Annotated in this window: 9 protein-coding genes; 1 reads left to right on the top strand and 8 read right to left on the bottom strand. The window is 71.0% G+C overall.

What is annotated here, in order from left to right; translation table 11 throughout:
• Positions 1-3 precede the first annotated feature (3 nt).
• Positions 4-1,398, bottom strand: coding sequence for an exonuclease SbcCD subunit D C-terminal domain-containing protein (locus ENSA7_RS26015; protein WP_106092048.1), 1,395 nt, complete (start codon positions 1,396-1,398; stop codon positions 4-6).
• A 288-nt stretch (positions 1,399-1,686) separates the two neighbouring features.
• Here ENSA7_RS26015 and ENSA7_RS26010 point away from each other — a divergent pair, with 288 nt between their 5' ends.
• Positions 1,687-2,748 (top strand): M28 family peptidase, encoded by a 1,062-nt coding sequence (locus tag ENSA7_RS26010; protein WP_181234111.1) that lies wholly within the window; start codon positions 1,687-1,689, stop codon positions 2,746-2,748.
• Positions 2,749-2,758: 10 nt separating this feature from the next.
• Here ENSA7_RS26010 and ENSA7_RS26005 read toward each other — a convergent pair whose 3' ends face one another.
• The 7 genes from ENSA7_RS26005 to ENSA7_RS25970 all read right to left on the bottom strand — a co-directional run bounded on the left by ENSA7_RS26005 (position 2,759) and on the right by ENSA7_RS25970 (position 15,970).
• The gene (locus ENSA7_RS26005) at positions 2,759-3,667 is read right to left on the bottom strand and encodes a LysR family transcriptional regulator (protein WP_106092046.1); all 909 of its coding nucleotides are present in this window, start codon (positions 3,665-3,667) and stop codon (positions 2,759-2,761) included.
• 70 nt (positions 3,668-3,737) lie between these two features.
• The gene (locus tag ENSA7_RS26000) at positions 3,738-6,197 is read right to left on the bottom strand and encodes a YncE family protein (RefSeq protein WP_181234110.1); all 2,460 of its coding nucleotides are present in this window, start codon (positions 6,195-6,197) and stop codon (positions 3,738-3,740) included.
• Positions 6,198-6,348: 151 nt separating this feature from the next.
• On the bottom strand, positions 6,349-6,588 hold the full coding sequence (gene nqrM / locus ENSA7_RS25990) for a (Na+)-NQR maturation NqrM (protein WP_106092043.1): 240 nt from the start codon (positions 6,586-6,588) through the stop codon (positions 6,349-6,351).
• 52 nt (positions 6,589-6,640) lie between these two features.
• On the bottom strand, positions 6,641-7,768 hold the full coding sequence (locus ENSA7_RS25985; RefSeq protein ID WP_219908056.1) for an FAD:protein FMN transferase: 1,128 nt from the start codon (positions 7,766-7,768) through the stop codon (positions 6,641-6,643).
• A 31-nt stretch (positions 7,769-7,799) separates the two neighbouring features.
• Positions 7,800-8,558, bottom strand: coding sequence for a SpoIIAA family protein (locus ENSA7_RS25980; RefSeq protein ID WP_106092042.1), 759 nt, complete (start codon positions 8,556-8,558; stop codon positions 7,800-7,802).
• 102 nt (positions 8,559-8,660) lie between these two features.
• Entirely contained in the window at positions 8,661-13,886 is a 5,226-nt protein-coding gene (locus ENSA7_RS25975) for a translocation/assembly module TamB domain-containing protein (protein WP_106092041.1), read from the bottom strand.
• Entirely contained in the window at positions 13,883-15,970 is a 2,088-nt protein-coding gene (locus ENSA7_RS25970; protein ID WP_106092040.1) for a BamA/OMP85 family outer membrane protein, read from the bottom strand. Before ENSA7_RS25970 ends, ENSA7_RS25975 begins: the two co-directional genes overlap by 4 nt.
• Between the last annotated feature and the right edge of the window lie 91 nt (positions 15,971-16,061).

Raw genomic sequence — 16,061 nt, 5'->3', positions numbered from 1 at the left:
CCCTCATGGAGCCTGCTCACCCACCGGCGCCGCTTCAGCCGACCGCGCCGGATCGCGGGGCGTCGCTGGCAGCGGGCTCAGCTGGGCCTCGCTCGCGTCGCCCCGCTCGACCGCTTCGCGCAGCTCGTGAAACGCGGCGAGCAGCTCGGCGTCGGGCGGCGAGCCATACCCGCGCTCGTAGCAGTCGATGAACACCTGCTGGGGATCGATGCGCTCGAGCTCGCGCCGGTTCGGGAAGTCGGCCAGGCTGCCCCCGACCCCGACGTGCTCGACGGAGATCTTGAGCAGCCGGACTGGCCGCGAGCGCAGCACCCGATCCACGCGGGTTCGCAGATCCGGCTGCGGCTCGTCGAGCGCCACGCGGACCTCGAGCCAGGGCCACCGCTCGCGGTCGAGCGTGGCGTCGAGGCTCATGTGCTGCAGCTCGAACAACACGTCGTCGAGCGGCTTGGGCTGCTCGGCGGGGACCCGCAGGACCTCGACCGCGCGCGGGATCGCCAGGGTCTGGCAGACCGCGAGCTCGGCCCCGTCGAAGCTCGCGAGCAGGACTTGATGCGGGTAGTCAGCCTCGGTCAGCGACAGCGGGATCGGCGAGCCGCAGTAGCGCACCAGCTCCGACTGCTCGACCGCCTGGGCCAGGTGCAGGTGGCCGAGCCCGACGTAGCTCCAGTCGGCGAAGATCGACGTGGGGATCGCGTGTTGGTTGCCGCCGAGGATCTTGCGCTCGCTGAGCTCGGAGACGGCGGTGCCGCGCATGTAGAGGTGGCCAGTGGCGATCACCGCGTGGTGGTCGGAGGCCCGGGCCTGGGCGGCCTCGAGCAGCTCGGCGTAGATCGCCGCGACGCCCCCGATCAGCGGATCGTGCGACCGCGGGGTCTCGTCGCCAGTCTCATCGCCAGTCTCATCGCCCGACTCATCTGGGTCCGGGTCCGGCGCGGGCGCGGGCAGATCCGAGACCCGCAAGAACGGCACCGCGGCCAGCCACGCTGCGACCTCGCCGGACGCGTCGCGCAGCGGAAACAGCAGGCGATCGTGATCGAGGCTGCCGTCGTGCTCGTGACGCGGGAGCGTGCCGACCACGTGGATGTCGGCGAAGCTCAACAGCGGACTCATCGCGTCGAGCCGCAGGGCCGAGTCGTGGTTGCCCGCGATCACGACCACGTCGAGCTTGGGCAGCCGCCGCCGGGCCGCGGCCAAAAACTCGCCAAAATCGCTCAACGCCGTGGCCGGGGGGTTGGCGGTCTCGAACACGTCACCCGCGATCAGCAGGGCGTCGGCGCGGGCGTCGACGAGCGCGTCGAGCAGCCAGGCCAAGAAGCGCTGGTGCTCGAACCGGCGATCTCGGCCGTGGAGCGTGTGGCCGAGGTGCCAGTCGCTGGTGTGGAGCAGCCGAAGCATGATGACGCGGGGCCCATTGACGCCGAGCCCCAGGCGCCAGGCAAGGCTGGACTGTCTTCAGCTCGGGCGAGGCTCCTCGCCCGCTTGCGGGCGACTCAGCGTACTGGACGGTTGGACTGCAGCGAAGGCTCCACAGCCACGTTGTCTGATCGAGACCATGAAAACCCGGGAGATCTCACCTACTTGGGCGGCGCGGTCCACAGGTTTGGACGCGGGATCCCAGGGCTGTGGACAACCGCTGGCAACCGTCGACAATGCACGATGCTCTGTGAGTCTCGCTCCCCCGTCATGATCTTGGGCCTCAGCGTCGCGCTGGCGTCGCTGTCGACTGGCTGCAAGGACGATCCGCTGGGGGACGAGGCCGCCAGCGCGTCAACCGGTGACAGCGGAAGCGCCGACACCCACGCGGACACGGGGACCGAGACTGGCGACGCCCAGTGTTCCAGCGGCACCCCGCAAGAGCTCGCCGACTGTGTCGATCGCGATCGCTACGTCGCCGACCTCGAGTTCATCGCGCAGCCGCGGGATCCTGGATCGGCGCACTGGCAGGAGGTCCAAGATCTGTGCTTCGACCGGTTCACCGAGTACGGCTTCGACGTCGAGCTGCACACCTACGCGACCGGGGTCAACGTGATCGGCACCAAGCTCGGGACCGAGAATCCCGAGCAGCGGATCGTCGTCGCGGGCCACTACGATCACATCCCCGGCTGCAACGGCGCCGACGACAACGCCAGCGGCACCGCGGCCGCGCTCGAGGCCGCGCGGGTGCTGTCTCAGCGCGACTACCCGCGGACCCTGGTCGTCGCGTGCTGGGACGAGGAGGAGCTCGGGCTGGTCGGGGCCGAGGCCTACGTCGACGCCGCGGTGGTCGGCGCGGGCGACCAGATCCTGTTCAACTGGAACTTCGAGATGATCGGGTTCACCGACGACGCGCCCGACAGCCAGACGGTGCCCGACGGGTTCGAGCTATTGTTCCCCGATCAGGTTCAGGAGCTCGAGGCCAATCAGTACCGCGGCGACTTCGTGGCGGTGGTCGTCGACGAGGACGGGATGGCGATGATCCAGCCGTTCATGACCTACGCCGAGGGCTACGGGCTGCCGGCCGTGCTGCTGCCGGTCCCCGCCGATCTCAAGAATTCGCCGCTGCTCGCTGATCTGCGCCGCTCGGACCACGCCGCGTTCTGGGAGCTCGATGTCCCGGCGGTGATGCTGACCGACACCTCGGAATTCCGCTACGCGAACTACCACTGCGCGACCGGTGAGGACGCGGTCGAGCTGCTCGATCACGAGTTCTCGGCCAAGGTCATCGCGTCGACCGTCGGCGCGGCCGCCGAGTCGCTGGGCCTCTAGTCCTGCTCAGTCACCGCTCCCCGGGGATCGGCGCGATGCGCTCCGCGTGGGCCAGCAGCGCCTGCTTGGTGCGTCGCCACGCCGCGGTCCGGTGGGCGTCGGCGCGAAAGCACAGGAGGATGCGATCGGGCACCTGCGGCAGCGAGGGATGCAGGATCGCAAGCTCGCCCTCATGGCCATAGTCGGCGACCCGGCGGGGCAAAATACCAACGCCCAACCCGGCCAGCACGAGGGTCTTGGTCAGCTCGAGATCGCCGGTGGTGAGCAGCCGCGCGGGCGCGAGATCAAGGCCAGTCAGGGCGTTGACGATCTGCTGGCACTGCTCGACGCGCGCGGCGTAGATCAGCGGCACCCCGCGCAGCCGGGCTTCGATGTCCTCGCGGCTGCCCGCTCGAGCCAGGTCATCGCGGCGGCCCATGATCGCGACCGCGTCGCGAAACGCCTCGATCATGACCAGCTCGCCGTGCGGCAGCGGATTGACCACCAGACCAAAGTGCACCTCACGGGCGAGCACCGCCTCGCGCACGGCGGCGGAGGTCCCGTTCCACACCCCGATCTCGATGCCGGGGCGCGCGTCCAGGAATCCGCGCATGAACGCCGGCAAGAAGTAGGCACCGAGCGACTCGTGACAGCCGATCACGAACTGGCCGGCGTCCTCACACTCGAGCCCGCGGATCCGCTGCTCGGTCTCGTCGACCATCGCGAGGATCTCGCAGGCCGAGGTCGCCAGCGCCTGGCCCGTGGGCGTGACGGTCACCCCCCGAGGGTTGCGCAGCAGCAGCTTGCTCCCGAGGTGCTCCTCGAGCTTCTTGACCGTGGCGGTGAGCGTGGACTGGGCGACCCCCAGCTTCTTCGCCGCAGCGGTCAGGTTGCCGGCTTCCGCGATCGCGCGGAAATAACGCAGGTGCGCCAGATCCATGACCCATGATGCCCAACGACGCGGACCGGCGCGAACGCACCGGTCCGTCGTCGCTCGTGCGACCGCTGGGCTACTGCTGCTGGGGCACGTTGCTCGCGCAAAAATCCTGCGCGGGATCGATCGCAAACGGCACCGTGTCGTCGTCGATCGTCTTGACAAACGCGATCAGGTCGGCCTGCTGCTGGGGCGTGGGCGAGAACACCTGGTTGCCCGCGCGCAGGTGGTTGGTGAACTCGCCGCTGGGGTCGAACAGCTCCTCCAGCGTCTCCGCAGCGCCGTTGTGGAGGAACGGCGCGCCCCGGCCAACCCCGAGCAGCGACGGGACGTTGTACCCGTCCACGCCCTGAGCCGGCCCGCCGCTCTGGCGCAGCTCCTCGGCCCCGTGGCTGCTGGGGCCGTCGTTGTCGAAGGTGCCGACGATCCGGGCCACGCAGGTGTGCCGCGCGGGCGCCCCGTTGGCGTCGTTGGACAGCACGGTCAAGACCCCAGGATCGGTGCTCGTCACCTGATCCGCCCGGACCTCGCCGAGCGTGTCGACGCCCGCCGCGAGCAGCGTCATCTGCCGCTCGTCGAGATCGGATCCGTCGTCGAGGTTGAAGGCCGGGGTGTAGGTCCGCCGCGACAGGGTCCACAGCGATCCGCCGTGGCAACTGTCGCAGCCGGCCTCCTCGAACACCGCGCGCCCGGCCAGCGGATCGCCGCCTGGACGCGTGGTTCCATACGTTGAACGCAAGCTGGCGACGTAGGCCTCGATCGCGTCCCAGTCGTCGGGTGTGGCCCCGGTCAGCGCGGCGCCCCGGGCTGAGCCGCGGTTGAACGCGTTGATCGGATCGGGCACGCCGCCGGGCCCCACGATGTTGATCTGGACCGCCGCGTTGGCGGTGCCGTTGTCGTTGAGCGCCGTGTCGGACACGATCGCCCCGGTCCCGCCTGCGACCCCGCGGGTGTTGAGCTCGAAGTCGTGGATCTCGTCGAAGATCGCGGTCCAGTTCAAGATCCGCTGCTCGGTGGCAGCAGCGTTGAACGTGGCCGAGGTGTCGCTCGTCTGGCGCGGGCCGGCGGGGAACGACCACGTCACGTTGTCGGTGGTCCCGAACGGGTGGCAGCCCGCGCAGCTGACCCAGCCGTTGGTCGACCAGCGACCCAGCCCGGTGTTGAAGAACCGCTGCCCCTGCAATTGTTCGATCCCCGCCGCGGTCCCGGGACCGGTGGCCGACTCGATGTCGGCGGTGACCGTCACCTGCTGGGCCAGGTTCATGTGCGAGATGCTGTGCCCGACCTCGTTGGCCACGAACATGTCGGTGCCCGCGATCGCGACCCCCGAGGGCGAGCGGCTCGCGGCCAGAAAGCTCGCGCCCGACGGCGATCCGGCCGTCGGCGGGCTCACGGAGAAGTCGACACGCAGCACGCTGTCCGACGTCAGCGAGGCGATGTACGCAAACTCGCTGTTGGGCGCGAACGCGATGTCGATCGGCACGGGCACGAACCGCTTGGGCGCGGCCAGGCCGTCGATGAGACCGTTGAGATCGGTCGGCTGGGCGTCCGCGGTCAGGGTGGCCAGATCGACGCGGTGGACCAGGCCCTGAAGGTTCTGGTGGAAGTCGGTCGCGCCGTTGAACGCAGCCGGCGAGGCGCCCACGGACGTCACGTAGAGCACGTCCTGGTTGATCGCGCACGAGTACAGCTGGTTGGGGTAGGCCCCCGTCGCCTCGAACCCCGCGGTGCCCGAGCTCGTCAGCGCGGGCAGGATCACCTGGTCGAGCGCGCCGTCGGACCCGATCGTGAACACGCGGCCCTCACGGGCGCCGTCGGTCGCCTCCCGGCCACCGGCGGCCACGCCGTAGAAGTCGGTGACGAACACGGTCTCGTCGTCCTCGTCGAGATCGAGGTCATTGGTGATGCACGCCGCGTACGGCGATCCTCCGGTCTCGACCTCGCTGACGATCGCCATGGCCTCGGTGTCGACCGCGACCACGTAGCCCTCACCCCACAGCGGGACCCACAGCCGCCCGCCCGTGGACGACAGCGCGGCGCGACCGGGCTCGGCCCCGACCGCCAAGGTGGCGTCGATCGCTGGGCTGGTCCCGATCTCGGCGATCCGCACGATGGCGCCGTCGCCTCGCAGGACCACGTAGATCTCGTCGCCGGTCGGCGAGAACGCGACAGACTCGGGCTCACCGCCAAGGTCCACCCGCGCTTGCTCCTCGAGCGCGGGCAGCGAAAAGATCGTGAGCTCGCCGCTGCGGGCGTTGACCACCGCCAGCCGGGTGTTGTCCGGCGACGCAGCGATCGGTCCGCCCTTGGTCGGCCCCGGGAACGCGAGGGCAGGATCGCCGTCGGTGTCTCCAGTCTCGTCGGTGCCGGTCTCGGTGTCGGTGTCGGTCTCGGCGTCAGTGTCGGTGGCGTCCGTCGTGGAGCCATCGGTGCCGGTGCTCGAGCCGTCGTCCGCGGGGCCGTCGTCGCCCCCGCAGGCCGGCAGGAGGGTGGATAAGACAAGTAGGGTCAGGGTCGAGTCGATCAAGCGACGCATGGCCTGCAGTGTTCACGACGCCGACCCGCCAACCACTCGACCGAACGCATCGCTGCCATCGACGCGACGAATACCGAGCGCCACCAGACCGCGGCGAGCCGAATATCGGCCGGGTATCGGCTCAGCCGATGGCAGCGATTCGCAGGCCCGCTCAGCCCTTGCGCAGGCTCATCAGCTCGCCTGGAGCCTTGAACTCGACCGGGGTGGCGGCCGCTCCGCCAGCTTCGATCTTGCACGCGTTCGGGGTCCCGGCCTCTTCGCACGCGCAGCTACCCGCTCCGCCCACGCCCCCGCACGACCCCCGCAGCGGCTTGTTCGAGAAGATCACGCCGACGGCCATACCGGCCATGAGCGCGGCCGTGATGCCGATGGTCAAGACGATGATCTGCATGGCTGCGGGGCGAGTGTACGGCGAAACGCCCCGACGACAAACCCGCCGGGGTTCACGGCGAAAACACTGCGTAGGCCGAGCTGGTCCGGACCTCGAAGCCCTGGTCGGTGCGGACCAGAAAGTACGCCGCGAGGCCCAGCTGCTCGGCCAGCGCGAGCCCCTGCTCGGGACCCAGCACGTTGAGGGCGGTCGCCCAGCCGTCGGCGAGGGCGGCCGACTCCGGGTGCACGACGGTCACGCTGGCCAGGCGGTGGGTGATCGGCCGACCTGTCCGCGGGTCGATCGTGTGTGAGTAGCGCACGCCGTCTCGCTCCCAGTAGTTGCGATAGTCGCCGCTGGTCGCCACCGCCACGTCGCGGACCGGGAGGATCGCCTGCACGGCCCGAGACCCAGCCGCGTCCGCCGTCGGCCGCTCGATCCCCACCCGCCACGGCTCACCCGCTGGGTTCGAGCCGCGGACCCGGACCTCGCCGCCGACCTCGATCATGTAGTCGCTGTAGCCCGCCGCCTCGACCTGTGCCGCGACCCGATCGGCGCCGTGGCCCTTGGCGATCGCCGACAGATCCACGTGCAGCCCGTCGACGGTCTTGCGCAAGGTCTGGGCGGTGGGGTCGAGCTCGAGCTTGGTGTCCCCCACCCGCTCGCGCAGCGCGGCGATCTGCACGTCACTCAGCTCGGTTCGGGTGCCGGGATCCGGACCAAACCCCCACGCGTCGACCAGCGGACCGACCGTCACGTCGAACGCCCCGCCGCTGGCGTGGTTGATCTGCTTGGCCACGCCCACGACCTCGAGCAGGTGTGCGCTGGCGTGGAACGGCTCGCGTGCGCTCGCGGCGTTGAAGCGGCTCAGCTCCGAGTCCGGGAGGTAGGTCGACATCTCGGCGTTGACGGCCTGCAGCTCGGCGTCGATCTGTGCCTGCAGCCGCTCGAGCGGGGCGAGCTTCAGCGAGTCTCCCGCGATCACCACGCTGAACGTGGTCCCCATCGTGACGCCGCCGAGCACCGCCTTGTCGGCCCGCAGCTCCCACGCGGAGCCGGCGTCGCTGACCGCCCCCCGCTCGACCGCCGGCTGCCTCGGCCAGATCAGGTAGATCATGCCGGCCAGACCGAGCAGCCCGATCAGCACGATCGACGCCGGACTCCGGGCGCCCTTGGCCCTCGCGGTGCTCTGCTCGCTCACCGCCCGGGACTATCACACCGATCCCCGAGATCTACGAGGGGGAGCGCTCGCCGGCCGCCCAGGCGATCGCGTCGTCGATGTCGCCGTGCTCGAAGTGGCGGTACTCGGCGTGGATGAAGTGGTCGGCGATCGGGGCGGCGAGGTCGGCGAACTTGCTGTCGGCCGCGGCCGCGACCGCGACCCGCTCGATGTGGCGGTGGTGATCACGCACGAATCGCAGGTGGCGCAGGAAGCTGCCGAGGTTCTCCCAGCCGGGAAATTCGCGGGCGTGGACCACGAGGCCGTCGAGCTTGCCGTGGGCCTCGATCCAGGGGTCGACCATGAGCGCGAGCTCGTCGAAGTCCTGGGCGCGCAGCGGGCCCTTGGGCTCGACGACGAGGACGCCGCGGTCAGCGAGGAGCCGGTGCGACAGGTTGTCGCTGCGCGGCAGCGACTCGAGCCAGGCGGCCGCGGCGTCGAGCTGGGAATTCTCGAACACACGGACTGGGAACGGAACCATGAACCGGGTGATGTCCACGGACTGACGGATCCACTCGACGTCGGTGACGATCGCACAGGCGTCGAGCAGGCGCAGCGCGCTGAGCCCGATCCGCACGTCTTCCCAGACGCCGCCGCCAGTGAAGCGATCGAACTCCGGCCCAAATTGGTAGAGCAAGCGAATCCGCCGGTTCTCGTGCCGGGCCTGATCGAGGATCGGCTCCACCACCTCCTGATAGTCGGCTTTGGTGACCGTCCCGATCGCCTTGATCGCCGTGACGTTGGGAGACAGGCGCGGAATCTGTTCGAGCATGCGCTTGGGGCTACCAGCTCCGTGTTGAGCTGTCGCACGCAGGATCTGCCCACGCAGGCGATTCGCTGCGAAGGTGCAGTTTCTGCGACACGCCTGACCCGTCTACTCGCGGTCGGCTTCGGCTTCGGCTTTGGCTTCTGCTTTGGCTTTGGCTTTGGGGGGCGCTGGGGGGGCCCGCCACGGCGCCGCCCCGAAGCTGCGCGTCCAGTACAGACCCACGCCGCCGATCGCGGCGTCGCCGAAGAAGGTCTCCAGCGTCCAGCGCCGCGTAAAGTTGTACTGAACTTCGATCTCGGCCGTGTTCTTGTCTTCCGGCGCGTTGTGGCGATAGGTCGTCTCGACCCACAGATCGTCGGTCACGCGCTTGCCGATGCTCAGGATCGGCTGGTCGATGCCCGCGCCGAACCCGAGCGCGACGCGATCGATCCCCAAGCTGCGGTTGAGCTGGCGCTGCAGCTCGGGGCTGCTCACGGCCGCGAGCAGCGACGCCGCCTTGGCCTCGACGCTGCCCTCCCCCTCGCCGACCTCGGTCGATCCGGTCACCAGCAAGGTCACGATCTGCATCTCGCTGAGCGCGGGGGTCGAGTGAAAGTGCAGCTCGGGTCGGCTCGCGCGCCCGCGGATCGTGACGGTGACCTCGACCTCGGGCATCTGCGTGACCGCGACGATGTCGAGGTAGGGATCGAGCGATCCGTCGGCCGCCATGGTCACCGTCCCGGTCTGCAGCTCGAAGCGACGGCCCAGCAGATAGAAGCGACCGCGGCGCGCCTCGAGCTGGCCGAGCAGGTCTACGCTCGGGCCGCGACGATCGACGCCCAGCGTGCCGGTCCAGGCCATGTCGATCGTCGGGCCGCTGATCTGCAGCGGGTCGAGCAGGCGCAGCCGCAGCGCGAGCTCGGGGGTGTCAATCACCTCGGCGTCGCCCGCTGTCTCGTCGACACCCGTCGCTGGGTCTCGGGTTGTCGCGTCCGCTGCAACGAACTCGACGGCGTCGCTGGTCGGCACCGGCTCGGGTGGGCTGGGGTTGACCCCCGCCACGGTCACCTCGGTCTGCGCCAGGGCCACGCGCAGCTTCGCCGCGTCAGCGTCGAGCCTCAGGTTCAGATCGACGTCGGAGTTTATGGTCATGGCCGGGAGCCCGGGGCGGATCAGCGGGAAGCCCTGGACCTCGAGATCGATCCCCGCCTCGAACAGGTCGGCGGGCCCAAACTCGCCGCGGCCCCGGGCGCTCGCGTGACCGGCCCCCGCGACCACCGCGAGCTCGCGCAGCTCGACCACGCGATCGTCGAGCCTGAGATCGAGCTCGATGTCCCGCAGCCGCTGACGCAGCGCCAGAGGCGTCAGCGCACCGTCGTGGACCTCGACCTGTCCGTGCAGATGCGGCGCGGCCAGGGTCCCACGGGCGACCAACTCGGCGCGGAGGGTCCCGCGTGGATCGTGGATCACGGTGGCCAGCAGCGGCGCGATCGTGTCGAGCTCGAAGTCGGGTGCGTCCACGCTCACCCGGAACGGGACCTCGCTGGACCGCTGCGCGCCCGCGAGCAGCCGCGCGACGTCAGCCCCGAGCTCACCGCGAACCACGAGCGCGTCGCAGCTGCTGGGCGCGAGGTCCAGGCTCACGCGCTGACGCAGCTCATCGAGGTCGAGGGTGGCGTCGAGCGTCAGGGTCTGCTCGCCGTCAGCCGTGACCCGACCGTGGACCTCACCCACGAGCGAGAAGTCCGAGCTGCGACCACCACCGACGAGATCGAAGTCCAGCTCGGTGTTGACCTCGGCGATCCCGAACGCGCGCCCCGACCCGCTCGGATCGACGGCCGTCAGCCGGGCCCGACCGCCGCTCAGCGCGGCGAGCAGCTCGTCGTCGATCCCCCGGCCGGTCGCGAGCACGCGGTGGTGGCCCGTGTGATCCCAGGCGATCTGCGGCGCGCCGAGGTCATCGAGGTTCACCGCCAGCGGGACCACGACCGCGGCCGACATCACGTGCTCGCCCCCGCGGACCAGGTCACTGTGGATCTGGGCCCGCTCGCGGCTCGCCGTGGCGTGGACGCTCAGATCCCCGACCCGATCGTCCCCGAGGCTCAGCGCGTCGACCCGCCCGCGCAGCTCGAGCGTGGGCGTGGACAGGCTCCCGTCGACGCGGAGCTCGAGATCACCGCGACCGGCGATCACGGCCGATCCTCGCAGGTGCTGGGTGATCTTAGCGAGCTCGGCCCCCCGCGCGTGGACCTCGGCGCGCAGCGGCGCCGCAGCGTCGAGCTCGACCGACGGCGTGCGATCGAGGGCCAGCCGCAGCGGCACCACGAGGCGGGCGTCGAGTCGGCGCGCGAGCGGGCCGCGGAGCGCAACGATCGCGTCGGTCGTGACGCCCTCGTGCTCGACCCCGACCGACGCGTGGCCCAGGGCCTCGCCGCGGTGCGTGAGGCCGTGGGCGCGCAGCTGGGCGGCGAGCCGGGGCGCGCTCGCGGGGCCCTCGGCGCGGATCGAGGCCGAGACCAGACCGCCGAGCTCAGCCGCGTCGAGGGCAGCCGCGAGCGCCGGGATCTTGGGGCCCAGGACCCGCTCGAGGGCGTCGAGCGAGAGCCTGCGCAGCTCGAGCGAGAGCGTGTGGGCGGCCTCGCGGTCCCAGTCCCACGCCACCCGCGCGAGGTCGAGCGCGAGCGGCAGCTTGGCGTCGAGCGAGAGCGTGGCGATCCCCGGCTTGGCGTCGAGCGAGACGCCGAGGCCGGTGTCGTCGAGGGTGGCCCGGACCGCCAGCGAGCCCAGCGCGGTGTGATCGACGACGAGCTCGCGGGCGACCGCGGCCAGATCGATCTGGGGACGGTCGCTGGGGCCGGACACCGCCAGGTCCAGATCGACGCGGCCCTCGGGGATCAGCCGCGGGTCGCCCGGGGGGGCCGCCGCGTCCGGCGGGACCTGCCGCCACCAGCTCGGCGTCCGCGGCATCACGGCGCCGAGCTCCACCAGGCTGAGCCCCTCGAGCTGCAGGCGGACCGCGAGTGGGCGCGCGCGCGACAGGGCCACGCCGTCGTCGAGGCGCAGGGGCACGCGCGCGGCCAGCTCGATCCGATCGGCGATCGGACCGCGGAGGTCAGCCCACAGCTGCAGATCTCCGCGCGCGGCGCTCGTGCACGGCTCGCCCTTCGATCGCAGGCGCCCCCGCGGAGCGGCTGGCGGCGCGTCCAGGGGCTCGCAGAACCGGGCCGCCAGCTCGAGGTCGCCGAGGACCAGCTGTCCGATCGCCAGCGCCTGGGCGTCGAACTCCACCCAGCCCTGCGGCCGCGCGAGGCTGCCCGCGAGCCGGCCCTGCGCGTCGACCCGGCCGCGCAGCGCCGGACCGGGGACCAGCGGATCCACGCGGCCAAGCTCGACCGCGGCCAGCTCGAACCGAAGGTCGCTGGGCTGCTCCGCGCGACCCAGCTGGCCGTCGACATATATTCGCCCACCAGCGGCACGCAGCGCCAGCGCTTCGACCCCAACCCGCTCGGGCGCGATCACGATCCGGGTCGGCTCGACCAGCGCGACATGGATCGGGGCCGCCCCGCGGCGACTGTCCACGACGAGCTGGTCGAGTCCGATGATCGTCGTCTGTGCGCGGCGATCGACGCTGGCGGCCAGCTCGACACGCTCTCGCGGTCCCCGGCCCAGCGCCCAGAGCGAGAAGCTCGCGGGGGTCCCTTCTGCGCGGAGCCTGGCCATGTCGAGGACCAGCTCGTCCCGGCGCAGATCCTCGACCCCGAGTCGAGCGCGGAACCGAAGTGGCTCCCGCAGCGGAGCCAGCTCGGCGTCGAGCGAGGCGTGGGCGACGTGGGTGTCGAACCCATCGAGCTCGTCGAGCGCGACCGACATCGGACAGCGCAGCGTTTCGAGCTCGGCGTGGGGATCCGTGCGGCAGCTGCCCGTCAGCGCGAGTCGGCCCCGCACCGTGGCGAGCCGGGGTTCGTCGAGCAGTCGGGCAACGATCGACAGGGGCGCGTGCAGCTCGTCGACCACCACGGCTCCGCGGGCGCTCAGCGTTCGCGCGGCCGAGGCCGCGAGCTCGATCCGACCCGCGAGCGCCGGACCTCGAAGCTCGAGGCCGAGCTGGCCCCGCGGCGGTGACACCCCGGTGCCGATCCCCCCGAGGTCGAGCGCGAGCTGCTCGCCGCTGTCGACGTCGGTCACGCGCAGCTCGGCGCCCAGCTCGAGCTGCCCTGGCGTGGTCACGACCTCCGCGAGTTCAGGGCACCCAGGCGCGGGCGCGTGACGGCTCGTGATCACGGTCGAGAGCGACACCGTCAGCGGCCCCTGGCGACTGTGCAACAGCCCGGCGGCGACGCGCCCGTCGAGCTCGACGCCGAGCAGGCGCCGACACTCGGACGCCACCGGCTCGGGCGTGAGCGCGGCGCTCAGCGAGAATACGGTACCGGGGCCGAGTTCGGCCTCGCTGCGCAGCTCGATCCGCGTCGGTCCACCGTGGCCGCGCACCCGCACGCGGGCCTGATCGAGACCTGGCGGCGCGTCGACCCCAAGGCGCTCGGCCAGCTCGTGGACCTCACCCTTGAGCTCGATCGCGACCGCCCCGCTGCGGGTCGAGACGTCGAAGCGCGACGGCTCGAGCAGCCGCAGCGTCGCGTCCGGTGACTGGACCCGAAGTCGCTCGAGCGTGGCGACCGGGGCGTCCCAGCGGCCTCCGAGCGCGAGGCTGTCCACATGTAGCTGCTGGCCCGGCAGCTCGACGCCGCGCAGCTCGAGCTCGACCTGCGCGCGGCGACCGACCCCCGCCGCGTCGAGCCTGAGGTGCTCGAGCTGAGCCAGAGTCTGGGCGTCAGCCACCACCTCACCCGCCTCGATCTCGATCACGGCGTCGATCTCGACCGGCAGATCGGGCCCCCACCCTTCGCGCGGCGCGGGCGGACCGGCGTCGCTCGAGCCCAGCGACGACCAGTCGTGATCGGCCCACACCGTGGCGTCGCGCACCCACGCGCGCTCGATCGAGATCCCACCGGCGAACAGCCGGACCATGTCGAGATCGAGCTCGACGCGGCCAGCGCGGACCAGCGGGCGCCCGTCGGCGTCGCGCAGCTCGAGTCCGTCGATCGTCAGCCCACCGCCGATGCTCCCCGCGATGTCGCCATGGACGACCTCCCCGGGGATCGAGGCGTCCCAGCGCGAGAGCGCGGCGCGGATGACCGGCTGCGAGACCGCGGGGACCCACGCGATCACGAGCACGGCGGCGAGGACCAGCGTGACGAGCCCGAACAGGACGCCGACCGACCACCGCAGCCATGCGCGCAGCCGACCCGAGCGACGCCGACGCCGCCCCCGAGGCGCGGTCTCGGGATCGCTCAAAAGCTCTCCCCCAGGCCCAGGTGCACCGCCCAGATCCGCTCGCCCTCGGACAGCAGCGTGGCGTTGAGTCGGACCCCGACATCGAGCCGAAACTTGCCGATCGGGCTGTCGTAGCGCAGCCCGCCGCCCGCGCTGTAGTTCCACTGCGCGGGCACGAACGCAGCGACCTCCGACTGCACGTCGCCGCCGTCGACAAACCCCGCGACCCACAGCTGCTTGTAGGTCCGCACCCGGAGCTCGAAGTTGCCCAGCACCGACGTGTTGCCGCCGATCGGGATCGACTCGCACGCACCGGTCCGCGGATCCTGGCCAGGCTCGCAGTCGTCGATCCGCGGCGCGAGCCGCCGCAGGCCCCAACCCCGGACCGTGTCGCCGCCGCCCAGATAGCGCCGCATGTCGATCGGCGCGCCAGGCTGATCGCCGAACGGAAAGATCAGCCCGAGCCGGACGCGCGCGGCCAGCTGCAGCCGCTCGATGGGTCGCCAGTAGCCACGCACGACCGGCGTCAGCTCCTGAAAGTCGTACTGCCCGCCGAGCGGCCCGCCGGCCACCCGATATTCCAGCTCGAGCACCGCGCCGTTGGTCGGCGCCGCGATCGTGTCGACGGCGAACAGCGTCGCCGTGGCCCCGAGGTAGCTGATGATGTACGGGTCGCGAAAGTCGAGACCCAGGAAGGTCTGCCCCTCGGTCTCACCGCGCAGGGTCGAGGACACCGAGAAGAAGTCGACGTAGCGCAGCGTGTGGCTGAGCCTGAGCTGAAACCACCGCGTGAAGAAGCGCGAGACCCCAAACCGATGCTCGCCCGTCCAAAATTGATAGCCCTGCTCGATCCCCAGCTCGATCCGGGGATCGAGGGTCCAGACCAGGTACTTCTCGAGCAGGCCCTGTTTCTCGACGTGGAGGTCGAGCTCCGCGGTCGGGCCGTGGGCGAGCGGATTGAACAGGTTGGGAAGCTCGGCGTACCCGGCTCGGCCGGTCAGCCTGATCTGATACAGCTGACGAAACAGGTTCTGGTGGATGTAGCGAGCGCTGACGCGCTGGGTCCAGCGATTCGGCTCGAAGCCGAGCGCGAAGCCCAGGCGAACCCGCTGCGGATCACTCTCGCGGACCGCGACCTCGAGATCGACGGTGCCGGTCCCCGCTGCGACCTCAGCGGGCTGCGTGGCGATCGAGACCGTCGAGAACACCCCGAGTCCGTAAGCCCGCTGCTCGAGCCCCTCGATCAGCGCGGGCGAGTAGGGCTTGCCGATCGCGCTCTCGAGCTGGGCCCGCACTGGCCGCTCGGGCACGGTCGAGAGCCCGGTGATCGAGATCGTCCCGATCCGCATGAACGGCCCCGGTCGGACCTCGAATTCGACATTGGCGGTCTGCGCCGCCCTATCGACCAGGGCGTGGTCCTCGACCGCCGCGAAGGGGTGCCCGATCCCGCGCAGGTGGTCGCGCAGCGCGGCCCTCGACGCGTTCATGCGCTCGACCTCGAACGCCTCGCCCGCCGCGATCACGACCTGGTCGGACACCCGCTCGGGGTCGACTGCCGGCGCGCGGCGAAGCGGGGCGCCTCGCTGCGAGCGGGGCGGCCCGGGCGGGGGACCTTCAGGCCAGCGGACCACGACCTCGCCAACCCGGGTCAGCGGACCCTCGTCGATCACGAACACCAGATCGACGAGGTCCTGCCGCCGACGCTCGATCCGCTGCACACGAACATCGACGACCTGGGCCTCGTAGTAGCCGTGGGCGTGATAGACCGACTCCAGGCGCGCGACGTCGCTGGGGATCAGGCCTTCGTAGAACCAATAGCGGCGCGGCGGCAGCCATTGCCGGGGCCGAAGCTCGAGGTACGCGTGCAGCTCGGCCGGCTTGAACCGCTCGACACCCACGAACTCGACGTTGCGGATCATGTATTGGGCGCCCCGCAATTCCGCCGCGCTCGGGCCGTGCTTGCAGGCCGCGAGGCACAGGCTGCAACCGGCGATGATCCCGATGCAGAGGAACCGCTTCGACCTTCGGCGCTGGTTCTGCCGCGCGGCCGAGCGCCGCGCCCTCATCTCGCTGGGCTCGCCCCGCGTCGCGTCAACCTCGAGCATGCGCGATCGACAGTGGCGCACGCCCGCCCAGCCGGCACCGCCAACGGGCTCGCAAAGGCTGCGGTTGCGATGAGCTCACGACGTCGAGACA

The organism is Enhygromyxa salina (assembly GCF_002994635.1).
GTDB lineage: Bacteria > Myxococcota_A > Polyangia > Nannocystales > Nannocystaceae > Plesiocystis > Plesiocystis salina_B.
This window is presented reverse-complemented; position numbering and strand designations above follow the sequence as displayed.

Excerpts from the sequence above, each read along its gene's own strand:
- ENSA7_RS26015 (WP_106092048.1), bottom strand. The coding sequence starts at position 1,398 with ATGCTTCGGCTGCTCCACACCAGCGACTGGCACCTCGGCCACACGCTC.
- ENSA7_RS25980 (WP_106092042.1), bottom strand. The coding sequence starts at position 8,558 with ATGCTCGAACAGATTCCGCGCCTGTCTCCCAACGTCACGGCGATCAAG.
- ENSA7_RS26005 (WP_106092046.1), bottom strand. The coding sequence starts at position 3,667 with ATGGATCTGGCGCACCTGCGTTATTTCCGCGCGATCGCGGAAGCCGGC.
- ENSA7_RS26010 (WP_181234111.1), top strand. The coding sequence starts at position 1,687 with ATGATCTTGGGCCTCAGCGTCGCGCTGGCGTCGCTGTCGACTGGCTGC.
- ENSA7_RS26000 (WP_181234110.1), bottom strand. The coding sequence starts at position 6,197 with ATGCGTCGCTTGATCGACTCGACCCTGACCCTACTTGTCTTATCCACC.
- nqrM (WP_106092043.1), bottom strand. The coding sequence starts at position 6,588 with ATGCAGATCATCGTCTTGACCATCGGCATCACGGCCGCGCTCATGGCC.
- ENSA7_RS25970 (WP_106092040.1), bottom strand. The coding sequence starts at position 15,970 with ATGCTCGAGGTTGACGCGACGCGGGGCGAGCCCAGCGAGATGAGGGCG.